Raw genomic sequence first — 23,504 nt, 5'->3', positions numbered from 1 at the left:
CCCGCGCAGGCCGGGCCCGACGACCCGTTCCGTGACCGGCTCCGCGGCGCCGGCGCCGCGTGCGCGCCGGACGCCGCCCGCGCTTCGGGGGAACCACGATGAGCAAGTCCAGCCGGCTGGCGGTGCGGTACTTCGACGACCGCGTGCTGCTCACCGACACCGCCGCCTGGGCGTACTTCAGGCTGCCGACGGTGTCGTACGAGTTCACGACGGGGGAGGAGCGCGAGGCGCTCGCCACCAACATCACGATCGCGCTCGCCGGGATCCGGATGCAGGACGCCGAGGTGCACCTGCGGATCGCGCACCGCACGTACCCGGCGGCGGAGTGGGCGCTCGCGCTCGACCAGACCTCCGACGGCGGCTCGGGCTGGCGCGAGTACCTGGAGGAGACGTACGCGCACGTCTGGGCGAAGGACTTCTGGACCAAGGAGGTCTACCTCGGCGTCCGGCTCGGGCCGCGCGGCATGGGCGCGCACCTGTCGGGCGGCGTCCTCGCGCAGCTCCTCGGCTTCTACAACAGGAGCGAGAAGGTCCTCGGCGTCCACGACGACGCGATCGACAAGAAGGAGATCGCGCGCTGGACCGACCAGGCCGAACGGATCGGCCGCGCCCTCGGCGGCTCCGCCCTCTACGCGCGGCACGCGACGTCCACCGAGGTCGCGTGGCTGTTCCAGCACGCGGTGACGGGGTCGCTCGCCGACCCGCCGCCGTCCGCCGTCCCGCGCCGCACGTGGGGCAAGGGCGAGATCGAGGCGCTGGTCGAGGGGGCGATCCACAACGGCCGCTCGTACCTGAGGGTCGAGCAGCCCAACTTCACGGGCGCGGGACGGGGCGCGACGGCGCAGTCGTACGTCGCGTACCTGTCGTTCGCCCGCTTCCCGGACATGATGGCGTTCCCGGACGGGGAGCCCTGGTTCCACTACGCGGACGCGCTGCCGTTCCCCGTCGAGATCAGCGCGCGGATGAAGCTGATCCCGCCCGCCAAGGCGTCCAAGGACGTCTCGCGCAAGCTCGCGCACGCCCGCGACATGGACCAGCACATCCGGGAGGCGGGCGCGGAGGCGCCGATCGCGCTCGCCGAGCAGATCGACGCGGCCCGGATGCTGGAGCACGGCATCACCAAGGAACGGCTCCCGTTCGTCTACGGCTGGCACCGGCTGATCGTGTCGGCGCCGACGGAGGACCTGCTCGCGCAGCGGGTGGACGCGGTGGTCGAGCACTACCGCGACATCGGCATCGACGTGGTCAACTCGACCGGCGACCAGTTCTCGCTGTTCCTGGAGTCGCTGCCGGGCGACCGGCTGCGGCTCAACGCGTACGCGCAGCGGCAGCCGCTGCGCACCATCGCGGGCGGGATGCCGGTCGCGACCGTCGACCTCGGCGACCGCACCGACGAGAACGGCGAGGGCTGGATCGGGCCCTACATCGGGGAGACGCTCGGCCGGGCGCGGTCGATCGTCCACTTCGACCCGCTCGTCGCCGCGGCCCGCAACCGGCCGACGGCCGTCGCGATCACCGGTGAGCCGGGCGGCGGCAAGACCACCCTCGCGCTGATGCTGATCTACCAGATGTCGCTGCGCGGGGTCACGGTCGCCGCGATCGACCCGAAGGGCGACGCCGAGTCGCTCGTCGAACTGCTCAAGGCGCGGGGCCGCAAGGCGCGGATCCTGCCGCTCGGGTCGGCCGCCCCGGGGCTGCTCGACCCGTTCTCGTTCGGGGACGACCTCGCGGCGAAGAAGACGATGGCGACCGAGACGCTGCGGCTGCTGCTGCCCCGCATGTCGGAGGAGCGCGAGTCGGCGATGATCCAGGCGGTCGGCGCCGTCGCCAACGCCGAGCGCCCGTCCCTCGGCCGCGTGGTCGACCATCTGGAGGGCTCGGAGGACCCGGCGTCCAAGAACCTCGGGGCGGTGCTCCGCTCGATGTCGGAGATGCGGCTCGCGCGGCTCTGCTTCGACCCGTCCGGCGGCGAGCGCATCGACACCGCCGGGTGGACGACCGTGTTCACGCTCGGCGGCCTCACGCTGCCGGACGTGACGATCTCGCGCGAGGACTACTCGTACGAGCAGCGGCTGTCGGTCGCGCTGATGTACCTGGTGTCGCAGTTCGCGCGGCGCCTCATGCACGGCCTCGACCGGCGGCTGCCGAAGGCGATCTTCCTGGACGAGGCGTGGGCCATCACATCGACACCCGAAGGGGCCAAGCTGGTGCCGGAAGTGTCGAGAATGGGCCGTTCTCGCAACACTGCGTTGATCCTGGTGTCGCAGAACGCCGGAGACCTCTTGAATGAGCAGGTGACCAACTGCCTGTCGTCGGTGTTCTCCTTCCGTTCCTCCGAACGGGTCGAGGTCGGGAACGTCATGGCGCTTCTCGGGGTGGAGGCGTCCGACGAGCACAAGGCCGTGCTGCGCAACCTCGGCAACGGCGAGTGCATCTTCCGCGACCTGGACGGCCGCGCCGGCCGCATCGGCGTCGACCTGATCTCCGAGGAGCTCCAGCGCTGGCTGGACACCAACCCGACCCGGTCCCGTCCGGAGTCGGCAGCACTGACCGCCGCGGGGGCCGAGGTCGAGGAGGCCCATCGATGACAGGTCCCCGCAACCGGGCGACGCGCCTCCAGCGCTCACCCGGCGAAGGGCTCGACCCCGCCCAGTTCCACCCCCGTTCCTCCGGCCGCGCCCGCTCCCTCCTCCCGGGCCCGCTGGCGCGCACCCGCAGGCCCGGCCGCGGGCGTCGCCATCGGCCGCGGAGCCGCCGTTCGGCGCTGCTGCTCGTCATCATGGCGATGTTCCTCATCAGCCCGGTGTCACCGGCGTCGGCGTCGATCCCGCTGCCGAGCCCGAGCGACGCGTGCCGGCCGGCCGACAACCCCGCGCCGGAGTCGTACGGGTCCGGGACGGACGGGATGATCAAGCCGCCCGACTACCCGGACGCCAAGCTCCAGAAGACGCCGGTCGAGGACCTGACGTACTACGACCGGTTCGGGACGGCCGGCCAGAGCTGGTACGCGGTCGACATGGGCTGCTCGGACGCGATGGCGATGATGGGCAACGCCCTCGCCAACACCACGTTCACGCTGGTGCGCGCGATCGACCGGACCACGATCAGCGTCTACCAGGCGGCGGCGTCGGAGTCGCTGCTCGGCTGGCTGAAGAGCACCGTCGACGGCGTGATCACCGGCATGGGCAAGACGTTCAACGCCCGGTACTGGTCGTGGGTGGTCATCCTCGGCGCGATGTGGCTGGCCTGGTGGGGCCTGGTCCGCAAGCGTGCCAGCAAGGTCACCGAGGGCGTGATCTGGATGGTCGCCGCGATGGTGGCGCTGATCTGGCTCGTCGCCCGGCCCGCCGACTTCACCACGCTCGGGACGAAGGTGTCGGAGGCGACGAGCGCCGCGTTCAACGCCGCGCTGCCGCAGAGCGACACCAAGGGCAGTACGTGCATCCCGCCGCCCGAGGGGCGGCGGAGCCCGACGGCCGACCCGACGATGGACGCCACGACGCGCAACGCCAACGGGCTGTGGGTCGCGCTCGTGTGCAAGCCGTGGCTGATGGGCGAGTTCGGCACTACCGACCCGAACGCCAAGGTCGTCAAGGACAACGCCGACAAGCTGCTGTGGTCGCAGGCCGTGGACCTGCCCGAGACGTACGGCGGCCAGAAGGTCGACCTCGCGAAGAAGGCCGACGCCTACAAGGAGGTCTCCAAGAGCATCAAGGAGGACCACTCCGGCGTCTACCCGCTGTTCCAGGGCAAGAACTGGACGAGCCGCCTCGCGGTGGCGTTCGGCGGGCTGTTCGCGGCCCTGGTGGCGGGGCTGCTGATCCTGGTGATCGCGATCGCGCTGATCGTCGTCAAGATCGCGTTCCTGCTGCTGCTCGTGGCCGGGCCGATCTTCCTCGGGATCGGGATCCATCCGGGCATCGGCCGGGTGATCGCGATCAGATGGCTCGAACTGCTGCTGTCGATGCTGCTGAAACAGGCGGCCCTCATCGGGGTACTGTCGCTGCTGCTGTGGGCGTACGGGCTGATCCTCGGCGAGACGCTGCCGTGGGGCTTGCAGATCCTGCTGATCGCGCTCGTTACGGCCGCGGCGTTCATCTACCGCAAGCCGTTCCAGCATCTGTTCTCGGCGGTCGGCTACTCGGCGGTCGGGGCGCGCGACAAGGGTGAGGCGCAGCTCGACAAGTCCATCCTCGAGGCGCGCAAGAACACCACCGCGCTCGCGGGCGCCGTCGCGGCTCCCGCCGCGGCCGGTTACCGGCTGGGCCGGTGGGGAGGCAAGCGCGACGCGGCGGCGGAGGCCGCGGCGGGCGGGCTCTCGGACGCGTCGGTCGGCTCCGGAACGGCCGCCGAGCGGCGTTCGGCCGCAGCGGGCGACGGGGTGTCGCCGGACGCGGCGCCGGTCCTCGCGGCGAAGCCCCGCACCGGTGCGGCCGCCGGACAGGGACGCTCCACGCGCGGCGCGCCCCCGCTCAACCTCCCCTCGCGTGCGGGGGCGTTGAGCGACAAGCGCGGCGACTCCAACGGTTCGGCCGCGGCTCGTCCGGGCGGTGGTATCGCGGCGGCCCGTCCTAGCGGAACGTCCCGTCCGAGCGGCGGTTCGGCGGGCGCGGGCGCCGGGGCGGCCGGTGCCGGGGCCGCGGGCGCGGGGCCGGGAACGTCCGGCGGGATCAGGGCGTCCGGCGCCGGATCGTCCTCCCGTCCCACGTCGTGGTCGGGCCGGGGCGGAGGCGGCGGCACACCGTCCGGCGGCGGCTCTGGCGGTTCCGGTGGTCCTGGCGGCAACGGGTCGGGCGGCGGGTCGGAAGGCTCGTCCGGCGGTGGCGGCGGCTGGTTCGCCGGCGTCGGCCGTTCGTCCGGTGGCGCGGGACGTGGCCGTGGACGCGGCGGCGGTGGCACCGCGCCTCCTTCCGGCGGCGGGAAGCCGTCCGGAGGGAAGGGCGGAGGGAGCGCGCCCACCCGAGGCAAGGACCCGGCGTCCGGGGTGCCGAAGCCGCGCGCCGGCGCGGGCGACTCGGGCTCCGGCGGCGCGGGAGGGCAGCAGGCCGCGCCCCCGCTGTGGGGTCGGCGCGGAGACGAGGGCGAGCCGCCGATCCCGTTCTGGCTGCGTCCGGTCGACCGGGACGAGTGATGAACCTGTCGGACCGCCAGCGCAAGCTCGTCTTCGGCGGGCTCGTCGTGGTGCTGGCAGCCGTCGGCGTCTACCTGACGGTCGCGGCGCCGGACCACGACTCCGGCGCCGACCCCGCGCCGTCCGCCCGCCCGACCGCCACGCCGACCGGGCCCACCGGCCCGGCGTCGCCGCCGCCCGGCATCGCGACGCCGGTGTCGCCGGGCGGGTTCGACATCTACCGGCTGCTGCCGTTCTCGCAGGCGGAGTTCGGTACGGCGGCCGACCTGGCCCAGCGGTTCACGGCCGCGTACGGGACGTTCCGCTTCGACGAGGACCCGAAGACCTACATCGGGCGCCTCGCGCCGATGGTCACCGGGGAACTGCGCGCCGAGCTGGAACGCGGCGCGACGGCGCCCGGACTGATCGAGGACCGCCGGCAGCAGCAGACGGTCGCGACCGGCGGCGCCACCCTCGACCGCGTCCGCGATATCGAGGACAACTCGGTCATCTTCCTGGTGACGGGCAAGCAGGAGGTCACCGAGGGAGGCAAGAAGACCCAGAAGAGCGAGCAGTACGCGGTGACCGTCGCGCGTGACGGCGGGTCGCTGAAGGTCTACTCCTTCGCGCCCGCCGACGCCGGGCAGCAGGGCGACACGGGATGAACCGCCGCAACCTCCTCGTCGCCGGAGCCCTGGGCGTCGCCGGGATGCTGTTCGTCGCGCTCATGGTCGTACCGACGCTCTTCGGCGCGAGCCAGTTCATGTTCGGCGGCGGCGCGGGCAGCGGCGGCTGCGTGGACGTCTCGCAGGCCGGGGCCCAGCCCGCCGCCGCGACCGACGCCAAGGCCATCCCCGCCAACTACCTCGACCTCTACAAGAAGGCCGGCGACCGGTACGGCATCCCGTGGAACGTCCTCGCGGGAATCGGAAAGGTCGAGACGAGCCACGGAACGTCCAAGCTCCCCGGCGTCAGCAAAGGCGAGAACTACGCGGGCGCGGGCGGGCCGATGCAGTTCCTCCAGCCCACCTTCGACTCGTTCGGCGTGGACGGCGACAAGGACGGGAAGAAGGACCGCTACGACCCGGACGACGCGATCCCGAGCGCCGCCGCGTACCTCAAGCACAATGGCGCGCCCCAGCGAATGCGCACCGCGATCTTCCAGTACAACCACTCGTGGGACTACGTGAACCTCGTCCTGGACTGGGCGAAGAAGTACGTCGGCGGCGATTTCAAGGTCGTTCAGTCCAACGGTGTGGAATGCCAGGACAACCAGCTTCCCGCCAATGCCAGCGAACTCGTCAAGCGCATCATCGCGTTCGCCATGGCTCAACGGGGCAAGCGCTACATCTTCGGCGCGAACGGCCCCGACGCGTGGGACTGCTCCAGCATCCTCCAGGCCGCGTACCGCAGCGTCGGCCTCGCCATTCCCCGCACCACCTTCGAGCAGTGGCCGTTCGGCGTCAAAATCAAGAAGGGCACCGAACAGCCGGGCGACCTGGTCTTCTTCAACTCCGGGCCGGGCACGTCCACCGACAACCCGGGCCATGTCGGCATGGTCATCGGGAACGGCAAGATGATCGTCGCGAGCTGCTCGACCTGCGTCCCCAACATCGGCGTCAAGTCCTACAAGCGCCCCGACTGGATCGGCTCCACCCGCCCCCTGGCCCGTCCCGCCTTCAAGCAGAAGCTCTCCGAACTGGCCGCCCAGTAACCCGGCGGCTAACCCGCCCGAGGCGTGCACTCGTGCACAACCCCGAACCGCTTCTGCGCGATCCGCATGAAACGCATGGTCATCGGATTGTGATTTGGGGGTGGGTTCGAGGTCAGCAGGTGAAGTCGATGTCGGAGAAGGTGCGGTAGTGGTCGGGGGTCCAGTACATGCCGTCGTGGCCCTCGTCGCCGGACGTGATGATGCGGCGGGGGCCGCGGGTGGAGTCGCCGGGGGTCCTGACCGTGTACTCGTGGTAGAAGCCTCGGGGTTCCTTGGGGAGCAGGCCCTCGCGGTTCTGGAAGACGGTGCCGTCCTGGGGGTACGGGTACGGGCCGCCCTTGTCGATGAGCGCGATGGTGTCGTCGGCCTGGGCGGGGAGCGTCGTCTCGCAGACGGGTGGGAGCGCGGCGGCGTCGGCGGACGGGGCGAGGAGGGTGAGCGCGAGGAGCGGGGCCAGGAGGAACGTGAGGAAGCGGGGGGTCTTCATGGGCCGAGTGTCACTCCGCGCGGCGCTCCCGTCACGGGTCTAAGGGACTTTTCGGCCGATGTTGCCGAGTGCTTTACCGGTCGTTCGGTACGGCAGCGGGAGGCGTTCGAGACGCGGGCGGCGTAGCGCGGGGGATCAGCGGTAGCGGCGGCGGCCGATGACGGCGAGGACGTCGCGCAGGGCGTCGGCGGCCTCGCGGACGGCGTCCGGGGGGACGCCGGTGAAAGCGTCCTCGTGGGCGCGGGCGGCGGCGCGGAGGGCCTGGCCCGTGACGCGCAGCCCGGCGGAGGTGAGCTGGACCCAGCGGCTGCGGCCGTCGCCGGTGTTGGCCTCGCGTTCGACGTAGCCGGCCTTCTGGAGGCGTTGCAGGACGTTGCTCGTGCCGCCGGAGGTCAGGAACGCCGAGCGGGTCAGCTCGCTCGGCTTCAGCCGGTACGGCTCGCCCGCGCGGCGCAGGACGTTCAGCACCTCGAACTCGGCGTAGGTCAGGCCGAGGTCGGTGAGGTCGGCGCGCAGCGCCTGCTGGACGAGCCAGGTGACGCGGGTGGCGCGCTTGCTGAGCTCCAGCATCCCGATCAGCGGGGCCGCGAGCCCGTCTTCCTCCCAGGCCGCCACGAGGTCGTCCACCTCGTCGCGGGGCCGGTCACCATCCTGCACGCACCGAGGATACTCTCCCGCTGGTTGCTTTTTGAAAAGCTAGTTTTTAAGCTTTTGGGTATGACTTCAACCAAGCTGCTGCGGAACGGCGTGGTCGTCGACACCGTGCCCGAGCCCGCCGTGCTCGGCCGGGCGGACGTGCTGATCGAGGACGGCCTGATCACGGCCGTCGGCCCGGACCTGGCCGCGCCGGGCGCCGAAGTGATCGACGCGAGCGAACGGATCGTCCTGCCCGGGTTCGTCGACACGCACCGGCACACCTGGCAGGCCGGGATCCGCGCGATCCTGCCCGACAGCACCCTCCAGACGTACATGGAGCGCGTCTTCGGACGGCTCGTCCCGCGCTACCGGGCGCAGGACGTCCACGCGGGCGTGCTCGCCGGGGCGCTGGAATGCCTCGACGCCGGTGTCACCACGGTGCTCGACTGGTCGCACATCCAGTCGAGCCCCGCCCACACCGAGGCGAACGTGTCGGCGCTGCGCGAGTCAGGTGTCAGGGCGGTGTTCGGCTACTGCTACGGCGGCCCCGGCGGGCCCGACGCGCTGGCCGCCGAGACGCGCCGCGTCCGCGAGGAGTACTTCGAGACCCCGGACGCCCTGCTGACCATGGCGTTCGCCGCGCTCGGCCCCGACCTCGCCCAGGAGGAGCGGGCCCTCGCCGAATGGCGCGCCGCCCGCGACCTGGGCCTGCCCGTCACCGTCCACATGGGCGGGCACGGGCCCGAGAGCGCCGCGCGGGGGCTGGCGTTCCTCCAGGACAACGGGCTGATCGCGCATCCGACGACGTACGTCCACGCCAACTGCTACACCGATGAGGCGCTGGTACGGATCGCGCGGAACGGCGGGACGGTGTCGGTGTCGCCCGCGGTCGAGGCGACCATGGGCTTCGGCGCGCCGCCGACCGGCCGCGCCCGCGCCGCCGGGATCCCCACCGCGCTGAGCGCCGACACCGTCTCCAACGGGGCGGGCGACATGTTCTCCCTGATGCGCGCCGCGTACATGCTCGAACGGGGCCGTCCGGACGGCGCCGGGATGGGGTTCACCACCCGCGACGTCCTGCGCATGGCGACGATCGAGGGCGCGGAGGTCGCCGGGCTCGCCGACGTCACCGGCTCGCTCACCCCCGGCAAGCAGGCCGACGTGCAGCTCCTGCGCACCGACACGCTCGGGATGGCCTGCGCGTACGACCCGATCGCGGCCGTGGTCCTCGCGGCCGACACCGCGGCCGTCGACACCGTCCTGGTCGGCGGCGAGGTCGTCAAGCGCGGCGGCGTCCTGACGAGGCACGACGTGCCGTCGGTGCTGGCGGCCCTGGCGGAGTCCGCCGCGCACGTCACCGCCGCGTGACCGCTCGCACGGCGAACAAATGCGGAGGAGAACGTCACCGGCGCGTGGCATGCTGATCGCGTGGAAGCCGACCATCGCGCCGCACCGGAGGACGACCGGCAGCACGAGCTGACCGTCCGGGTGGCCGGCGAACTGCTGATGTTCCTGCCCTCGTCGCGCCGGACGGAGACGCAGACGGTCCCCTGGGACGGCACGTCGTCCCTCGGGCACGTCGTCGAGTCGCTCGGCGTCCCGCTGCCCGAGGCCGGTCCGATGACCGTGGACGGGCGCCCGGCCGAGCCGTCCACCCGGCCCGTCCCCGGCGCGGAGGTGGCGGTGGCCGCGGTGCCGCGCCCGCAGCCCGTCCCGCTGGAGCCGGGCCAGGACGCGCCGCGCTTCCTGCTGGACGTCCACCTCGGCACCCTCGCGCGCCGGATGCGGCTGCTCGGCCTCGACACCGCCTACCACAACGACATGGACGACCCGGCGCTCGTCGTCCAGGCCAACGCGGAGCGCCGCGTGCTGCTCACCCAGGACCGGGGGCTGCTGCGCCGCCGCGCCCTCTGGTTCGGCGCGTACGTGCGGGGCTCGCGCCCGGACGACCAGCTGCGCGACCTGCTCGACCGGTTCGCGCCCGTGCTGAGCCCGTGGACCCGCTGCACCGCGTGCAACGGACGCCTCGTCCCGGTCGACAAGAGCGAGATCGAACGCGGGCTCCGGTCGGGCACCCGCCGCAGCTACGACGTGTACGGGCGCTGCGAGGACTGCGGCCAGGTCTACTGGCGCGGCGCGCACGGCGACCACCTGGAGAGCATCGTGCGCGAGTCCGTCCGCGCCGTCGAGACGGCCCGTTCGGGAGCCGCCGGTCCGGCGCCGGCGGCGGACCCGGCATGATGTCCGCACGGCAGGACGACGGCGCGCCCGCGGGGCCGGCGGGCGCCGCACGGCCGGGCACGGCGCCGGACGGCCGCGGAAGGGGCTGGTTGCGATAGACCTCGTCGTGGTGGGCGCCGCGATCATCTCGGACGGCCGGCTGCTGGCCGCGCAGCGCGCCGAACCGCCGCACATGGCGGGCGGCTGGGAGCTGCCGGGCGGCAAGGTCGACCCGGGCGAGACCGACGAGGACGCCCTCGTCCGCGAGTGCGAGGAGGAACTGGCCGTCGAGGTCAGGCTCGGCCGCCGCGTCGGCGGCGACTGGCGGCTGAGCGAGAGGAGCGTCCTGCGCGTCTGGACGGCCGAACTCGTCCGCGGCGAGCCGCAGGCCCTCGAACACCTGGCGCTGCGCTGGCTCACCCCCGCCGAGCTGTACGACGTCGACTGGCTCCCCGGCGACCTCCCCGCCGTGGACATCCTCGCCAAGGACCTGGCCGCTCCCTCCTGATCCCCCGGTGGCCGGCAGCGGCCGCGTCTCGTCCGGGCGGAAGACCACCCGCGCCACCTCAGCGCGCGATCGTCCAGGAGCCTGTTCGGTGCTTGTTGCGGCGACGACGCGCTGCCGGGCGGCGGGGGAGGGGCCTGTAAAGGGGCGCGGCTCCCCGCACAGGGGATGCGGGGAGCCGCGGGGGTGGGAAGGCGATTACGAGATGCGGTTGGCGCCGGCGTAGTCGGAACGGTCCGAGAGATTGGAGATCTTCACCACATCGCCGGTCTGCGGGGCGTGCAGGTACTTTCCGCCGCCCAGGTAGATGCCCATGTGGTGCAGGTCACCGCCGAAGTAGACCAGGTCGCCCGAGCGGAGCGAGCCCTTGCCGACCTTGCTGCCCATGGCGAACAGGTCGCCGGTGTAGTGCGGCAGGCCGGGCTTGCCGACCTGCGCGTACGCCCAGACCACCAGGCCGGAGCAGTCGAACGTGGTCGGGCCCGCGGCCGCCCACACGTACGGGCTGCCGAGCTTGGTCAGGGCCTTGCGCACCATCCTGGCGGGCAGGCCCGAGCCCTTGATCGTCGCGGACAGGCCCGTCTTCGGGTCCTTGACGTGCGTGATGGTGAGCTTGTCGAGCTGTTTGGTGACCTCGTCCACCTTGGACTTGGCGGTCTTGCGGGCCGCCTCGGACTGCTCGGCGGCGTGCTGGACCTGGGCGGTCCGCGCGGCGGCGGCGGCCTTGGCCCTGTTCGCCTGGTCGATCTTGGCCTGGAGGCCGGCGACGGAGGCGGCGCGGGTCTGGGCGAGGTAGGCCGAGTCGGTCAGGCCGTCCGTGCCGTGGCCGGAGCCGAAGGCCGTCTCGGGGCTGCCGTTCATGTACGACGCGGCGGCCATCCGGCCGAGCTGCTCGCGGGCGGGCGCCGCCTGGGCCTCCAGGTCGGCAGCGGTCTTCGCGGCGGCCCGTTCGGCCTTGACCGCCTTGCCGAGCTCGACGCGGGTCTTGTTGTACTGCTCGGTGAGCTTCTCGGCCTCGGTGTTGAGGTCGTCGAGCCGCTTGCGCAGCTCCTTCTCGCTCGGCTTCGGCGTCTGCGGGGCCGCGGCCAGGCGCGCGGCGGCCGGGACGGCCGAGGGGTGGCGGGGGGACGTGGCGGCGCGGGCCGCGACGGGACCCGCCGCGCCGAGCCCGAGAACGATGATCGTCGCCGCGGTGGCGGCGGGCGTGACGCGCCGCCGCCGTCGGGGATCCGGTGCCAAGCCGGTGCTCTCCTCTCCTTCGTCGCCTACCGGGTTAGCTGACGGGTTCGGGCCAGGAGTCGCCCTACGGCGCGCGCCTCGCGGCGTGCGCAGACTCACCCCAGGGGGTTGGGTCCCCGGTTCCCCGCGCACGGTCCGCGACGTGCGGCCCGCCGGGGGATTCGGCGGCCGGCCGCTGCCCCGGGGGCGGGGCTCGGGAACGGCCGGATCTTGGGGGAGAGTACAAAGGATGGGCAAAGAAGGCCAATTGCGGCGGTCTGGGCGGGTGTGGCGGGACGACGGCCGGGGGGACGCCCGCGGCCAAGTAGAATGGGGTATGCCGCGCGTCTGCGGCGACCTCCGAACTCTCACGCAAGGCGAAGCCGCATGCCCATCTCCACGCGCGACGATCTACGGAACGTCGCGATCGTCGCCCACGTCGACCATGGCAAGACGACGCTCGTCGACGCCATGCTCTGGCAGTCCGGGGCCTTCCGCGAGAACCAGGACGTCGACGACCGCGTCATGGACTCCAACGACCTGGAGCGCGAGAAGGGGATCACGATCCTCGCCAAGAACACCGCGGTCCGGCACAACGGCATGACGATCAACATCATCGACACCCCCGGCCACGCCGACTTCGGCGGCGAGGTCGAGCGCGGCCTGTCGATGGTCGACGGCGTCGTCCTGCTCGTGGACGCCAGCGAGGGCCCCCTCCCGCAGACCCGGTTCGTCCTGCGCAAGGCGCTGGAGGCGAAGCTGCCGGTGATCCTGGTCGTCAACAAGACCGACCGGCCCGACGCCCGCATCGCCGAGGTCGTCGACGAGACCTACGAGCTGTTCATGGACCTCGACGCCGAAGAGGACCAGATCGACTTTCCGATCGTCTACGCGTCCGGCCGCGCCGGGCGCGCCTCGCTGGAGCAGCCCGGCGACGGCGAGATGCCGGCCAGCGAGGACCTGGAGCCGCTGTTCCAGGTGATCACCGAGACGATCCCGGCCCCGGCGTACGACCCCGACCACTCGCTCCAGGCGCACGTCACCAACCTGGACGCCTCCAGCTACCTCGGCCGGATCGCGCTGTGCCGGGTGCACGCCGGCGTGATCAAGAAGGGCCAGCAGGTCGCCTGGTGCCGGCACGACGGCAGCGTGGAGAAGGTCCGGATCACCGAGCTGCTGATGACCGACGCGCTCGTCCGCAAGCCCGCCGACGAGGCCGGGCCCGGCGACATCATCGCGATCGCCGGCATCCCCGAGATCATGATCGGCGACACCATCGCCGACCCGGACGACCCGCGCCCGCTGCCGCTGATCACGGTGGACGAGCCCGCGATCTCGATGACCATCGGCACCAACACCTCGCCGATGGCCGGCCGCGAGAAGGGCACCAAGGTCACCGCCCGGATGGTCAAGGACCGCCTCGACCGCGAGCTGGTCGGCAACGTGTCGCTGAAGGTGCTGCCGACCGAGCGTCCGGACGCCTGGGAGGTGCAGGGCCGCGGCGAGCTGGCCCTGGCCATCCTGGTCGAGAACATGCGCCGCGAGGGCTACGAGCTGACCGTCGGCAAGCCGCAGGTCGTCGCCCGCGACATCGACGGCAAGAAGCACGAGCCGGTCGAGCGCCTCACCGTCGACATCCCCGAGGAGTACCTCGGGGCGGTGACGCAGCTCATGGCCGTCCGCAAGGGCCGCATGGAGCACATGACCAACCACGGCACCGGCTGGGTGCGGATGGAGTTCCTGGTGCCGGCGCGGGGCCTGATCGGGTTCCGCACCGAGTTCATGACCGACACCCGCGGCACCGGCATGGCCCACCACGTGTTCGAGGCGTACGAGCCGTGGTTCGGCGAGCTGCGCACCCGCCCGTCGGGGTCGCTGGTCGCCGACCGCTCCGGCGCCGCCACCGCGTTCGCGATCACCAACCTCCAGGAGCGCGGCACGTTCTTCGTCGGCCCGACCACCGAGGTGTACGAGGGCATGATCGTCGGGGAGAACTCCCGCTCCGACGACATGGACGTCAACATCACCAAGGAGAAGAAGCTGACCAACATGCGCTCCTCCACGGGCGACGAGCTGGAGCGGCTCACCCCGCCGCGGCTGCTGTCGCTGGAGGAGGCGCTGGAGTTCTGCCGCGAGGACGAGTGCGTCGAGGTCACCCCGGCGTCCGTCCGCATCCGCAAGGTCGTCCTGAGCGCCAAGGACCGCGAGCGCACCCGCGCCCGCACCAAGCGCGCGGGCTGACCCGCCCTCACGGCCTGTACGGGCCGTACGGCGATCGAGGCGCGGCCCACGCACGCGTGACGTGACGGAAAGGCCCCGGCGAGCCGCTCGCCGGGGCCTTCCGCGTTCGCGCTAAGGGAACGGCTGGACGGCCGGCCGGCTAGCGGACGTCGACGAACGTCGACTTCTGCGGGAAGTCCCAGTAGTGGGTCTTGTCACCCGGGTACTGGTACTGGAAGTACATGTCCTTGTAGACTTTGAACCGGGCCTTGAAGTAGCCCTTGGAGTTGGTGGTCGGGCGCGCGTACCAGTACCACTTCTTCTGGCCCTTGATGCGCCCGATGATGTAGACGCGGCGGCCCTTGTACGGCACGTACTTCGTCCCCGGGTTGTGCGAGAACAGCCCGCTGAACGTCACGTAGCCGCCCTTGCGGACCTTGCGCGGCGTCACCTTCCACTTGGTCGTCCACGCGTTGATGCGCTTGTCCCGGACCTCGGCGCTGACCGTCGCCTTGAGCGCGGGCCCGCCCGCGAAGCGGACGCGGTAGTACCCGTGCGGGAAGTAGACGTAGTACCGGCCGGAGAACGCGCCGCCAGCCTTGGTCTTCGGCTGCGCCTGCCCCTTGGAGAGCGGCAGCTTCCGCCAGCCCTTGCGGCTCGCGTTCGCGGTCTCGACGACCAGCGGCGTGCCCGCGCCGACGGTGGTGCCGTCGGCGGTCAGCGTGCCGGAGACGGTCAGCTTCGCGTCGGCGGTGGTGGAGATCTTGAACCCCGTGACGTGCGTCGGGGCGGGCCCGGCGGCCTGGGCGGCCTGCGCGGGCGGGGCGGCGAGGAGCGCGGCCGACACGGCGGTCGCGCCCACGACGCTGAGAGTTCTGCGCATGGATGATCTTTCGGCTCGTTCCGGTGCGCGCCGCCGGACGCGGCGCGCGCAGTAGAGACGTGCGGAAAGATCATCCGGATGGCGCGGCGGTGATCACGAATGCGCAACGGGCGGCGGGCCGGGCCGTACGGCCCCGGACCCGCCGCCCGCGCGGCACCGCTAGTTGAGCGGCACTGCTAGTTGAGCTGGACGGTGCCCGTCACGTCGGCGGCCAGGCGGAGCTGGTCGCCGTCGCGCAGCGGCGCCTCCACCCCGCGGGGCAGCCGCTCGCCGTTGACGAACGTGCCGTTGGTCGAGCCCTCGTCGCGGACCCAGGCGGTGCCGGACGGGTCGAGCCAGACCGTCGAGTGCCGCCGCGACACGTTGTCGTACTGCGTGAACGTCGCGGCCACCGGCGACTGGCCCGCGTCGCGGCCGAGCACCAGGTGCTGGCCGACCGAGACCTTCAGCTCGCCGCCCGGGAACATCATCCGCAGCACGGGCGTGCCCTTCTGCGGCAGCGGCCGCAGGCACGAGTCGCACTGCGCGGCGCCCGGGTTGGTCAGCACCGCCTCGCAGTAGGGGCACATGAACGCCGTGCTGTCGCTGCCGTGCGGGCGCTGGCCCGGCGCCCCGCCGTGCTGCTGCTCGGGCGGGAGGAGCGTCGCCTCGCGGCCGTGCGGCGGCGGCATCGGCGGCTGGTGCTGCCCCTGGGGCGGCTGCTGGTACTGGTGGTCGGCCGGGCCGGGCGGCGGCGAGTACTGCTGGTCGTGCGCCGGCGGCGCTCCCCACTGGTCGGGCTGGTGCTGCGGCGGCGCCTGCTGCTGGGGCGGCGGAGCGCCCCACTGGTCGGCCTGAGGCTGCGGGGGTGCCTGCTGTTGCGGGGGCGGTGCCCCCCACTGGTCGGCCTGGGGCTGCGGTGCCTGGTGCTGATGCGGTGCCTGCTGCTGCGGTGGCGGAGCGCCCCACTGGTCGGCGGGAGGCTGCGGTGCCTGGTGCTGCGGCGGCGCCTGGTGGTGGGGCGGCGGAGCTCCCCACTGGTCGGCCTGAGGCTGCGGGGGTGCCTGCTGTTGCGGAGGCGGTGCCCCCACTGGTCGGGCTGGTGCTGCGGAGCCTGATGCTGCGGCGGCGCCTGCTGCTGGGGCGGCGGAGCGCCCCACTGGTCGGCCGGGGGCTGCGGAGCCTGGTGCTGCGGAGGAGCCTGGTGCTGCGGGGGCGCCTGCTGGTACGGCTGGCCCTGCTGCTGGTGCTCGTAACCGGGAGGTGGCTGGTTGTAGCCGCCGGGAGCCTGGTCGTACCCGCCCGGAGCCTGGTCGTAGCCGCCCGGGCCCGGACGCCGCGCGGCGCCGCCGCCGGCGCGCGCCAGGTTGGCGCCGCAGCTCAGGCAGAGCAGATCGCCCTGCTGGAACGGCTCGTCACAGACAGGACAGTTCAAGGTCGCCATGACACATCCCCCGAGCGCACCCCGGCGCGTTCGAGCGTCGATGTGAGGTGCTCCATGTCACCCCTTCGCGGGATCCCGATGTAGTACACCCGCCTTCCCTCCGGCCCCTCGTCCACGGACACCTGCACTCGGGGCCCTGCGTCTTCCTCAGTCTGCACGACGCCGGCCGCTGCTCCGTACCGCCGCTCCCGAGCGGGGAGATCGGAACGACGCGCTGGTTGGCCGACCCCCTCCAGAGTAGAGAGCCACTCCCGGAGTGTCCCGCCTCCGGATTCAGCCGGTCGACGTACGGCCCCGTGATGACGGCGTCGCACATGCTCATGATCTCGCGCGTCCCGGAGGAGCGCGAGAGCCGAGTGTAGACATATCCGCTGTAGACGAGTATGTCCAACGGAATCGTCTCACGGCGGAGGCCGTCCCGCCACGCGCGGATCCCGCGCAGCAGCGCCGCCAGGGCCTCCGGCTGCTGGAACGGTTCGCCCCCGAGATCGTCACGCCGTCCACCGGGCCGGGCAGGGACGCCAGCCAGCCCAGCACCGCCGCCACGGGCACGGCCCGGCCCGGATCGGCGTCCCAGGTGTCCCTGGACAGGCACCCGGGGCAGTGCAGCGTGCAGCCCTGCGTCCAGATGCCCGCGCGGGTGCCGGGCCCGAGCGTGGTGACCGGGTAGTGCGCCTTCGCCAGCAGCAGCGCCGGCCCGTCCCCGCCGTCCCGGCGCGGCCCCTCGGAGCCGGAGCCCGCGGGCCCGGGGCCGGAGGCGGGGTCCGCGGGGCCGGGAGCGCGGTCCGCAGCGGGGTCCGCGGGGCCGGGCGGGCTCACTGGAGGTCCAGGTGGACGATGCCGCCCTCGCGCCGGATCGCCGACACGGTGATCCGCTCGTCCGGCTTCAGGTCGCGGTCGAACAGCGCGCGGGCCAGCGGGTTGACGAAGTGCGACTCCAGCGCCATCCCGATGCCCCGGCCGCCCTTGTCGAGCTCGGCGGTGCACCACTCGCGCAGCGTCTGGAGCGCCTCGCCCTTCACCGCGAGGACGAGGCGGTGCTCGTCGGTGACGCGGCGGCAGATGTTGGCGAACTGGAGGTCGAAGATCTTGTCGGCGGCCTCGCCGGCGATGAAGTCGAACACCACGATGTTGTCGCCGAACCGGTTGAGCAGCTCGGGGCGGTTCAGCACGTCGGTGAAGTGGTCGGCGACCGCGCCCTTGATCCGCTGCTCGATCTCGTCGTAGGTCATGCCCGGCGCGATGTTCTGCACCCGGCCCTGCGGGGCGTGCCCCCCGCCGTCCGAACGGGCCGTCAGGTCGCGGCCCGGGACGTACATCCCGAGGTTCGAGGTGAAGATCAGGATGGCCTCGGAGAAGTGCACGGTGTTGCCGCGGCCGTCGGTGAGCCGCCCGTCCTCCAGGATCTGGAGGAACTTGTCGAGGATCCGCGGGTGCGCCTTCTCGATCTCGTCGAACAGGATCACCCGGAACGGGTCCTCGCGGACGGCGTTGGTCAGCTCGCCGCCCGCCTCGTGCCCCACGTACCCGGGCGGCGACCCGATCAGCCGGTCGCCCGACCCCTCGGCGGAGAACTCGCTCATGTCGAACCGCAGGTAGGCCGACTCGTCCCCGAAGACCAGCTCGGTGATCGCCTTGGCCAGCTCGGTCTTGCCGGTGCCCGTCGGCCCGGCGAAGAACAGCACCCCGCGCGGACGGCTCCCCGACCGCGTCGCCTGCGCGCCCGACAGGCCGAGGACCGCCCGCTTGAGGATGTCGAGGGTCTTGGTGACGGCCTGCCGCTGCCCGATCACCCGTTCGGGGACCTTCCGCTCGCCCTCCAGGACGCGGCGGCGCAGGTGCCCGCGGCTCCACGGGTTGTCGAGCACCCCGAGCTTGTAGGTGCGGACGGCGTCGGGCAGGTCGGCCAGGCTGACGTTGCGCTCCTTGGCGAGCCGGGTCACCTCGATCATCGACTGGAGGGTGAGCCCGTCGGCCTGCTCGGCGAACGCGTCGCACGCCGCCGCGGCGGCCTCGTCCGCGCCGACGTCGCTCACCCCGAACGCGCGGGCGAGCAGCCGCGCGGTCTCCTGCCGGTCGCCGAGGTGCGGGCGCGGGATGGTGATCTCGCGGATGTTCTCGTTGTCGTTGGTCAGCCAGGGCGGCAGGTCGCCGGGCCGCTCCACCAGCCAGATGATCGGGTTGTAGAGCGGCTTCGGCCGCGCGCCCACCACCCGCACGGGGCGGGCGCTGCGCGACAGCTTCGCGCAGTAGCGGAAGAAGTCGCGCTCGGCGGGCTCCAGGTCGGTCGGGGTCCGCGCGATCCGCGACGCCGAGTCGATGACGAACGCGGCGCGCAGGTTCTCCTGGGGCCGCGCCACCCCCGACAGGTGGCGGGTGAGGCCCTCCAGCGACGGCTTCTCGTCGGCCTTCAGCTTGCCGAGGAGCTTCTCCGCCGCCTTCGCGGCCTCCTCGGCGATCTCGTCGCCGGTGTCGGGATACACCTGGAGGCCGTCCACCGGGTCGTACACGACCATGCAGGACGACCCGCTGGAGCGCAGCGACTCCCACAGCAGGTCGCGCAGCGGCAGCAGCCGCGCGGGCCCGACGGCGTCGGTCGGCGGCGCGAGGAAGCTGTCGTAGAGGTTGCCGGACAGCACGTACTGGGAGTGCACCGACAGCGTCGCGTCCAGCTCGCGGATGAACGGCGGCCACCCCGGCAGCCGTCCCCCGAGGGTCGGTGATTCGATGCTCATCAGGCTGACTCCGCTCGCGGCTCGCTCTGCTCCGGTCACTTCTCGCGTTCGCGGCCGCGCTCGCGCCGTCCGGCGCGGGCCGCGGGCCGCCGCGCGCGGGCGGCGACCGGCAGCTCCCGCACCCCCGGCTCCAGCCGCCACGTCACGTCGGAGCGTATCCCCGCCCCGGCCAGCCGGTCGCGCGCGGCCTCGAACGCCTCGCACCACTCGCGCTCGCGCTCGACGTCGACCCGGCGGTCGTCCTCGCTCTCGGCCGGACGCTCCCGGACCATCGACGCGCGGACCTGCCCGACGCCGTCCACCCGCATCTTCACGCTGTGGTCGGGCCAGCTCCCGCGGGTCAGCACGACCGTGCCGTCCGACGCGGTCAGCGTCTCGAACCCGGCGTCGACCTCGTACCCCATCCCGGTGAACGCGGCCGTGATCGAGTCGAGCACGTAGCGGCGCTCGGCCTCGGCCTGCTCGGCGGCGTCCCGTTCGGCCTCGGCGCGGCGCAGCGCCTCGCGGCGCTCCTCGGTGCGGCGGTTGGCGTCCCGCACCCGCAGCCGCACCTCCGTCAGCGCGGCCTCGGCCTCGCCTGCGCCCGCGTCCGCGAGGAGCCGCGCCGCCTCGGCGACCGCGCGGCGCTCGGCCTCGGCCGCGTCGGGCAGCAGGCGCGCCAGCACCCGTTCGAGCGTCGCCTGGAGTCCGCTCCCGCCCTCGGGCCCGTCCTGCTCCCGCTCCTGGTGCCGTTCGCCGGACGGGGCGGACGGGCCGGTGTCGGCGCGGAGCCCTTCGGCGGGCGCGGTGAAGATCTGCGACGTCACCTCGGCGGCGAGATGCTCGGAGAGCCGCCGCTCCGCCTCGTCCAGCAGGCGGTCGGTCGCGGCGCACCACGCGGTCAGCTGGTCCGGCGTCTCGTCGGCGGGCGTCAGCGGCGCGGGCAGCTCCGCGTCGGCGCCGATCCTGTCGCGGGACCGCGCGAGCGCGTCGATGCGGGCGTTGCGTTCGAGGACCTCGCGCAGCGCCCGCTCGTACGTGCGCGCCTCGGCGAGCGCGGCGGCCCGGGCCTCGGCGCGTTCGCCCGCGAGCGCGGCCAGGGCCTCGGCGCCGCGTCCCGCCGCCCCCGCCGTACGGCCGAGGACGCGGTTCATCCCCAGGGTGAGGACGACCGCCGCGTCCAGTGCGATGTCGGCCTCGACGCCGCTGCTCACGTTGTCCCTCCCGGAACGGTCATGCCGGGGCCCAGTGATTCATGCCGCGGCCCGGCGCTCTTCCTCCTCGCGGGCCTGCCGCCACTCGTGCAGCCGGAACCCGGCGGCGACCGCGTGCGCGCCCGCCCCGGCGACCATGACCAGCACCCACAGCACGCCCGCGATGGACGACATCAGCATGGACAGCAGCAGGAAGCCCAGCAACGGAACGATCGCCGCGATCAGCATCAGCCCGCATCCGCGCCCCCGCGTCTGCCTGGCGGCGCCCGACACCGCCCGCCCGGCCTTGGACAGCCCTCGGCCGCCCGCGCCCAGCAGCTTGGACAGCCACGACCACGGGCCGTACGGCAGGTAGTCCGTGCCCTGCGTGCGCGCCAGCAGGACCTCGGCCCCGCACTGCACCGCCCACACCAGCACGGCGACGGCCGCCAGCGCGCCGAACCCGAGGCCCGACCCGCCGCTCGGCGCGCCCACACTGGACGTCCCCGACTCCTTCTCGCCGAACACGGCGCCGACCACCCAGCTCCCGGCCAGCCACAGCGCGAGGAACGGCACCGACCACGCGGCGGCGCGGGCGACGGCGGAGCCGCGTCCCGCGAGCCGGAGCCGTTCCCGCTCGGCCCGCTGGGCGCGCAGCGCGGCCGACCGCTGCTCGGCGGCGTGCAGCTCCCGCGCCCGCGCCTCGCCCTCCAGGGCGGCCTCGGGCGCCGCGCGGGCGACCGCGAGGAGCCGCAACGGGTCGTCGCCCGCGCCGTCCGCCATCCACGCGAACCACGGCACCTCGCCCCGTACGGACGCGCGGGCCCGCGACGCGGCGTCCGCGAGCGCGCGCCGCGTCTCCGCCGGACGCGCGGCCAGCGCCAGCAACGTCAGCAGGACGACGGGCGGATCGTCCGCCGGGATCCCCCCGGCGACCGCGACGCCCCCGGCGACCGGGGCCCCACTGGCGACCGGCACGCCGTCACCGCTCCCGCCCGCTGCCGGAAGGCGCGCGGCGAGACCCGCCGGCGTGGCCTCGTGCTCGCGGAGCCAGCGCGCCAGGTCGTTCCAGGCCCGCACGTGGACGCGCCACTGGTCGTCGATCCCCGCCAGGTCGTGCCCCTGCTCGAACCCCGCCAGGACGCGCAGCAGGCTCTGCTCCCACAGCTCGCGGCCGAGCAGGCACGCGGTGCGGTGGTCGGGATGCGCCGCGTCCCCGGCCAGCGCCGCCAGCACCGGCAGGTCGTCCGCGGTGACGCGGCGGCCGAGGAAGTGCGGCGGCATCGACGGGTCCAGCCACCGGACGAGGTGCAGCAGCTTCACGTCCGGCGCGAGCCCGGTGGTCAGGTAGCCGTCGACCAGCCCGATCCGGCTGTCGTCCGGGACCTCCGCGAGCCAGTCGCGCAGGCTCCGCCACGCCTCGCCCGTCTCGCCCCGTCCGAAGAAGTACAGCGCCGCGTAGTCCCACCGCTCGACGAGCGCGCGCCAACTCGGCCCGGTCGGTGAACCGCCGCCCGTTGAACGGCACGCCCGCGCCGGGCGGAGCGGCCGGGGCGACTGGTCTCGGGGCCTCCTTCGCGACGGGGGGCGCGCCTCCGCCGAGCCACTCCGCGAGCTGCTCCCCGCCCCACCGGGCGCGCGGGTCGCGCGTCAGCAGCCCCTGGCAGAGCAGCCGCAACCGCCCGTCCGGAACGTCGTCGGCGCTCACCGGACGCGTCGCGAGATGGTCGACCACCGCCGTCTCGCTCAACCCCAGGAACGGCGCGCGCCCGGTCACCAGCTCCCGGACGATCATCCCCAGCGACCACCAGTCGCGCGCCGGGGACACCTGCCCCGACAGCGACTCCGGCGCCGCGTACGCCAGCGTCCGCGACGACGAGGCGAACACCACGCTCTCGTCCAGGACCCGGCTCAGCCCGAAGTCCGCGATCGCCAGCCGCAGCGGCGCGGCGGCGAGGACGAGCACGTTCTCCGGCTTCAGGTCGCGGTGCACGATCCCGACCCGGTGCAGCGCCGCCAGCCCGGACGCGAGCTGCGCCGCGATCTCGGTGACGGCCTCGGCGGGCAGCGGCCCCGCCATCAGCGCCCGCAGGTTCCCGTCCGGCGCGTACTCGGTGATCTCGTAGTCGCGGCCGTCGGCGTGCCCGGTCTCCAGGATCCGCAGCACGTTCGGCGAGCCCAGCGCGGGCAGCTTCGCCCACACGTCCCGGTCGGCGTGGTAGCCGCGCCGGAACACCTTCACCACGTACTCGCCGCCGCGCGCGTCGCGTGGGGCCCGTGCGTCGCGCACGTCGCGCACGTCGCGCACGAGCAGCAGGTCGGACTCGGCGCCCTGCACGGGAAGCTCGGCGACGACCTCGTACCGTTCGGCGAGAACGGCCGGCAGCCGCATCAACGTCCCGCCGCCCTGCGCGCCCCCGGCCCCGTCCCGCCGCGTGTCCGCAGGCCCGCCCGCGCGCGGCGCGGGAACCTCCGGATCGCGATGCGTCACACCGGGATCCCGTCGCGTCTCACGCGGTGGAGCGTCGCCTCCGGACCCTGGCTCCTCGAAGTCGGCCACCTGCACTGCCCCGTCTATGTCGCGTGACTCCCGGCGAGCCTAACCCCACCCTCTAGATCTTGTCCTTGATCACCCGCAGGTGCTCGACCCCCTTGAACCGCACCACCACGGCCTCCATGAAGATGCGGGCGAGAATCGCCTGGAAGAACCACATGACCGGGGAGCTGAGCATGATGAGCAGGCCGAGCAGCCACCCGTTGCGCAACTGCGCCACCCAGATGCCGAGCGCCACGACCATCAGCGCGAACAGACTGATCAGCAGCAGGGCGAGGATATAGAAGACCTTGATCAGCTTCGGCGTCACCAGGTAGTCGAAGTTGGCGTCGAGCAGGGCGCCGAAGAGGCCCTTGTCGGTGCGTTCCGGGGGGACCCAGCCGCCTTGCGGGACGGGGGTCTGGCCGGTGTCGGAGGGACGGGGCCCCGGGACGGGACCGGGGCCGGGACGGGTTTGGGGGGGTGGGCCGTAGGGGGTGGGGCCGCCAGGGGGGCGGGGCGGCGGTGGGGCCGGCTGGGGGTGGTGCGGCTGGCCGGGGTCGGAAGGGTGCGTCATCGCCGTCGTCTCCTGGGTGGTGTCCCTACGGGACGACTCTAGGGCCTGCCGCGCCGGGCGAGGGAGAGCCG

20 protein-coding genes, 2 pseudogenes and 1 riboswitch are annotated in these 23,504 nt (G+C 73.2%); of the genes and pseudogenes, 11 read left to right on the top strand and 11 right to left on the bottom strand.

Annotation, left to right across the window (positions count from 1 at the left end):
• Positions 1–98: 98 nt before the first annotated feature.
• The 4 genes from GEV43_RS07550 to GEV43_RS07535 are packed head-to-tail and all read left to right on the top strand — an operon-like array spanning position 99 to position 6,824.
• Positions 99–2,588 carry an ATP-binding protein gene (locus tag GEV43_RS07550; protein ID WP_160820061.1) on the top strand — a complete coding sequence of 830 codons (2,490 nt, stop codon included), beginning with the start codon at positions 99–101 and terminating at the stop codon, positions 2,586–2,588.
• Positions 2,585–5,131 (top strand): type IV secretion system protein, encoded by a 2,547-nt coding sequence (locus GEV43_RS53670; protein WP_164717179.1) that lies wholly within the window; start codon positions 2,585–2,587, stop codon positions 5,129–5,131. The genes GEV43_RS07550 and GEV43_RS53670 overlap by 4 nt, the downstream gene beginning before the upstream one ends.
• Entirely contained in the window at positions 5,131–5,775 is a 645-nt protein-coding gene (locus GEV43_RS07540; RefSeq protein WP_160820060.1) for a conjugal transfer protein, read from the top strand. The genes GEV43_RS53670 and GEV43_RS07540 overlap by 1 nt, the downstream gene beginning before the upstream one ends.
• The gene (locus tag GEV43_RS07535; RefSeq protein WP_160820059.1) at positions 5,772–6,824 is read left to right on the top strand and encodes a lytic transglycosylase domain-containing protein; all 1,053 of its coding nucleotides are present in this window, start codon (positions 5,772–5,774) and stop codon (positions 6,822–6,824) included. Before GEV43_RS07540 ends, GEV43_RS07535 begins: the two co-directional genes overlap by 4 nt.
• Positions 6,825–6,936: 112 nt before the next feature.
• Here the strand turns inward: GEV43_RS07535 and GEV43_RS07530 are convergent, their stop codons facing one another.
• The gene (locus tag GEV43_RS07530; protein WP_160820058.1) at positions 6,937–7,311 is read right to left on the bottom strand and encodes a ribonuclease domain-containing protein; all 375 of its coding nucleotides are present in this window, start codon (positions 7,309–7,311) and stop codon (positions 6,937–6,939) included.
• 135 nt (positions 7,312–7,446) lie between these two features.
• Positions 7,447–7,968 (bottom strand): MarR family transcriptional regulator, encoded by a 522-nt coding sequence (locus GEV43_RS07525; RefSeq protein WP_160820057.1) that lies wholly within the window; start codon positions 7,966–7,968, stop codon positions 7,447–7,449.
• A gap of 60 nt (positions 7,969–8,028) precedes the next feature.
• On the opposite strand from GEV43_RS07525, the gene GEV43_RS07520 reads away from it, so the two are divergent.
• The 3 genes from GEV43_RS07520 to GEV43_RS07510 all read left to right on the top strand — a co-directional run bounded on the left by GEV43_RS07520 (position 8,029) and on the right by GEV43_RS07510 (position 10,675).
• On the top strand, positions 8,029–9,315 hold the full coding sequence (locus tag GEV43_RS07520) for an amidohydrolase family protein (protein ID WP_160820056.1): 1,287 nt from the start codon (positions 8,029–8,031) through the stop codon (positions 9,313–9,315).
• A gap of 60 nt (positions 9,316–9,375) precedes the next feature.
• Entirely contained in the window at positions 9,376–10,188 is an 813-nt protein-coding gene (locus tag GEV43_RS07515; RefSeq protein WP_375539033.1) for a Mut7-C RNAse domain-containing protein, read from the top strand.
• Positions 10,189–10,297: 109 nt separating this feature from the next.
• Entirely contained in the window at positions 10,298–10,675 is a 378-nt protein-coding gene (locus GEV43_RS07510; RefSeq protein ID WP_309239509.1) for a (deoxy)nucleoside triphosphate pyrophosphohydrolase, read from the top strand.
• A 195-nt stretch (positions 10,676–10,870) separates the two neighbouring features.
• Here the strand turns inward: GEV43_RS07510 and GEV43_RS07505 are convergent, their stop codons facing one another.
• Complete coding sequence (locus GEV43_RS07505) at positions 10,871–11,911, bottom strand: NlpC/P60 family protein (protein WP_160820055.1); 1,041 nt, start codon at positions 11,909–11,911, stop codon at positions 10,871–10,873.
• Positions 11,912–11,918: 7 nt separating this feature from the next.
• Positions 11,919–12,057: riboswitch (cyclic di-AMP (ydaO/yuaA leader) on the bottom strand.
• 220 nt (positions 12,058–12,277) lie between these two features.
• Here GEV43_RS07505 and typA point away from each other — a divergent pair.
• Entirely contained in the window at positions 12,278–14,131 is a 1,854-nt protein-coding gene (gene typA / locus GEV43_RS07500) for a translational GTPase TypA (RefSeq protein WP_160820054.1), read from the top strand.
• Positions 14,132–14,270: 139 nt separating this feature from the next.
• Here the strand turns inward: typA and GEV43_RS07495 are convergent, their stop codons facing one another.
• Together GEV43_RS07495 and GEV43_RS07490 are read right to left on the bottom strand one after the other, a co-directional pair.
• On the bottom strand, positions 14,271–14,993 hold the full coding sequence (locus tag GEV43_RS07495) for a hypothetical protein (protein ID WP_160820053.1): 723 nt from the start codon (positions 14,991–14,993) through the stop codon (positions 14,271–14,273).
• A gap of 176 nt (positions 14,994–15,169) precedes the next feature.
• Positions 15,170–15,664, bottom strand: coding sequence for an FHA domain-containing protein (locus GEV43_RS07490; protein ID WP_160820052.1), 495 nt, complete (start codon positions 15,662–15,664; stop codon positions 15,170–15,172).
• Here GEV43_RS07490 and GEV43_RS53665 point away from each other — a divergent pair.
• Positions 15,650–16,090: a hypothetical protein gene (locus GEV43_RS53665; RefSeq protein WP_160820051.1), complete on the top strand. Its 441-nt coding sequence runs from the start codon at positions 15,650–15,652 to the stop codon at positions 16,088–16,090. The two genes, GEV43_RS07490 and GEV43_RS53665, sit on opposite strands and share 15 nt — an antisense overlap.
• On the top strand, positions 16,054–16,500 hold the full coding sequence (locus GEV43_RS53660; RefSeq protein WP_164717129.1) for a hypothetical protein: 447 nt from the start codon (positions 16,054–16,056) through the stop codon (positions 16,498–16,500). The genes GEV43_RS53665 and GEV43_RS53660 overlap by 37 nt, the downstream gene beginning before the upstream one ends.
• On the opposite strand, the pseudogene GEV43_RS07480 reads toward GEV43_RS53660, so the two are convergent.
• The 5 genes and pseudogenes from GEV43_RS07480 to GEV43_RS49630 all read right to left on the bottom strand — a co-directional run.
• Positions 16,388–17,235 (bottom strand): annotated as a pseudogene (locus GEV43_RS07480) (4Fe-4S single cluster domain-containing protein). The gene GEV43_RS53660 and the pseudogene GEV43_RS07480 sit on opposite strands and share 113 nt — an antisense overlap.
• The gene (locus GEV43_RS07475; protein ID WP_160820050.1) at positions 17,232–19,151 is read right to left on the bottom strand and encodes an AAA family ATPase; all 1,920 of its coding nucleotides are present in this window, start codon (positions 19,149–19,151) and stop codon (positions 17,232–17,234) included. The pseudogene GEV43_RS07480 and the gene GEV43_RS07475 overlap by 4 nt, the downstream one beginning before the upstream one ends.
• A gap of 35 nt (positions 19,152–19,186) precedes the next feature.
• Positions 19,187–20,344: a response regulator receiver protein gene (locus GEV43_RS07470; RefSeq protein WP_160820049.1), complete on the bottom strand. Its 1,158-nt coding sequence runs from the start codon at positions 20,342–20,344 to the stop codon at positions 19,187–19,189.
• A 39-nt stretch (positions 20,345–20,383) separates the two neighbouring features.
• Positions 20,384–21,646, bottom strand: coding sequence for a hypothetical protein (locus tag GEV43_RS49635; protein WP_241684123.1), 1,263 nt, complete (start codon positions 21,644–21,646; stop codon positions 20,384–20,386).
• Between the two features lie 349 nt (positions 21,647–21,995).
• Positions 21,996–22,490, bottom strand: a pseudogene (locus GEV43_RS49630) (protein kinase); the annotation flags it as partial.
• Between the two features lie 48 nt (positions 22,491–22,538).
• On the opposite strand from GEV43_RS49630, the gene GEV43_RS54655 reads away from it, so the two are divergent.
• Complete coding sequence (locus GEV43_RS54655) at positions 22,539–22,910, top strand: hypothetical protein (protein WP_309240068.1); 372 nt, start codon at positions 22,539–22,541, stop codon at positions 22,908–22,910.
• 25 nt (positions 22,911–22,935) lie between these two features.
• Here the strand turns inward: GEV43_RS54655 and GEV43_RS07460 are convergent, their stop codons facing one another.
• Complete coding sequence (locus GEV43_RS07460; RefSeq protein WP_160820048.1) at positions 22,936–23,433, bottom strand: DUF4282 domain-containing protein; 498 nt, start codon at positions 23,431–23,433, stop codon at positions 22,936–22,938.
• Positions 23,434–23,504 lie beyond the last annotated feature (71 nt).

Source organism: Actinomadura sp. J1-007 (assembly GCF_009793335.1).
GTDB classification, from domain to species: domain Bacteria; phylum Actinomycetota; class Actinomycetes; order Streptosporangiales; family Streptosporangiaceae; genus Spirillospora; species Spirillospora yumaensis.
This window is presented reverse-complemented; position numbering and strand designations above follow the sequence as displayed.

Excerpts from the sequence above, each read along its gene's own strand:
- GEV43_RS07475 (WP_160820050.1), bottom strand. The coding sequence starts at position 19,151 with ATGAGCATCGAATCACCGACCCTCGGGGGACGGCTGCCGGGGTGGCCG.
- GEV43_RS07490 (WP_160820052.1), bottom strand. The coding sequence starts at position 15,664 with ATGCCGCCGCCGCACGGCCGCGAGGCGACGCTCCTCCCGCCCGAGCAG.
- GEV43_RS07460 (WP_160820048.1), bottom strand. The coding sequence starts at position 23,433 with ATGACGCACCCTTCCGACCCCGGCCAGCCGCACCACCCCCAGCCGGCC.
- GEV43_RS07520 (WP_160820056.1), top strand. The coding sequence starts at position 8,029 with ATGACTTCAACCAAGCTGCTGCGGAACGGCGTGGTCGTCGACACCGTG.
- typA (WP_160820054.1), top strand. The coding sequence starts at position 12,278 with ATGCCCATCTCCACGCGCGACGATCTACGGAACGTCGCGATCGTCGCC.
- GEV43_RS07495 (WP_160820053.1), bottom strand. The coding sequence starts at position 14,993 with ATGCGCAGAACTCTCAGCGTCGTGGGCGCGACCGCCGTGTCGGCCGCG.
- GEV43_RS07550 (WP_160820061.1), top strand. The coding sequence starts at position 99 with ATGAGCAAGTCCAGCCGGCTGGCGGTGCGGTACTTCGACGACCGCGTG.
- GEV43_RS07540 (WP_160820060.1), top strand. The coding sequence starts at position 5,131 with ATGAACCTGTCGGACCGCCAGCGCAAGCTCGTCTTCGGCGGGCTCGTC.
- GEV43_RS07530 (WP_160820058.1), bottom strand. The coding sequence starts at position 7,311 with ATGAAGACCCCCCGCTTCCTCACGTTCCTCCTGGCCCCGCTCCTCGCG.
- GEV43_RS07535 (WP_160820059.1), top strand. The coding sequence starts at position 5,772 with ATGAACCGCCGCAACCTCCTCGTCGCCGGAGCCCTGGGCGTCGCCGGG.
- GEV43_RS53670 (WP_164717179.1), top strand. The coding sequence starts at position 2,585 with ATGACAGGTCCCCGCAACCGGGCGACGCGCCTCCAGCGCTCACCCGGC.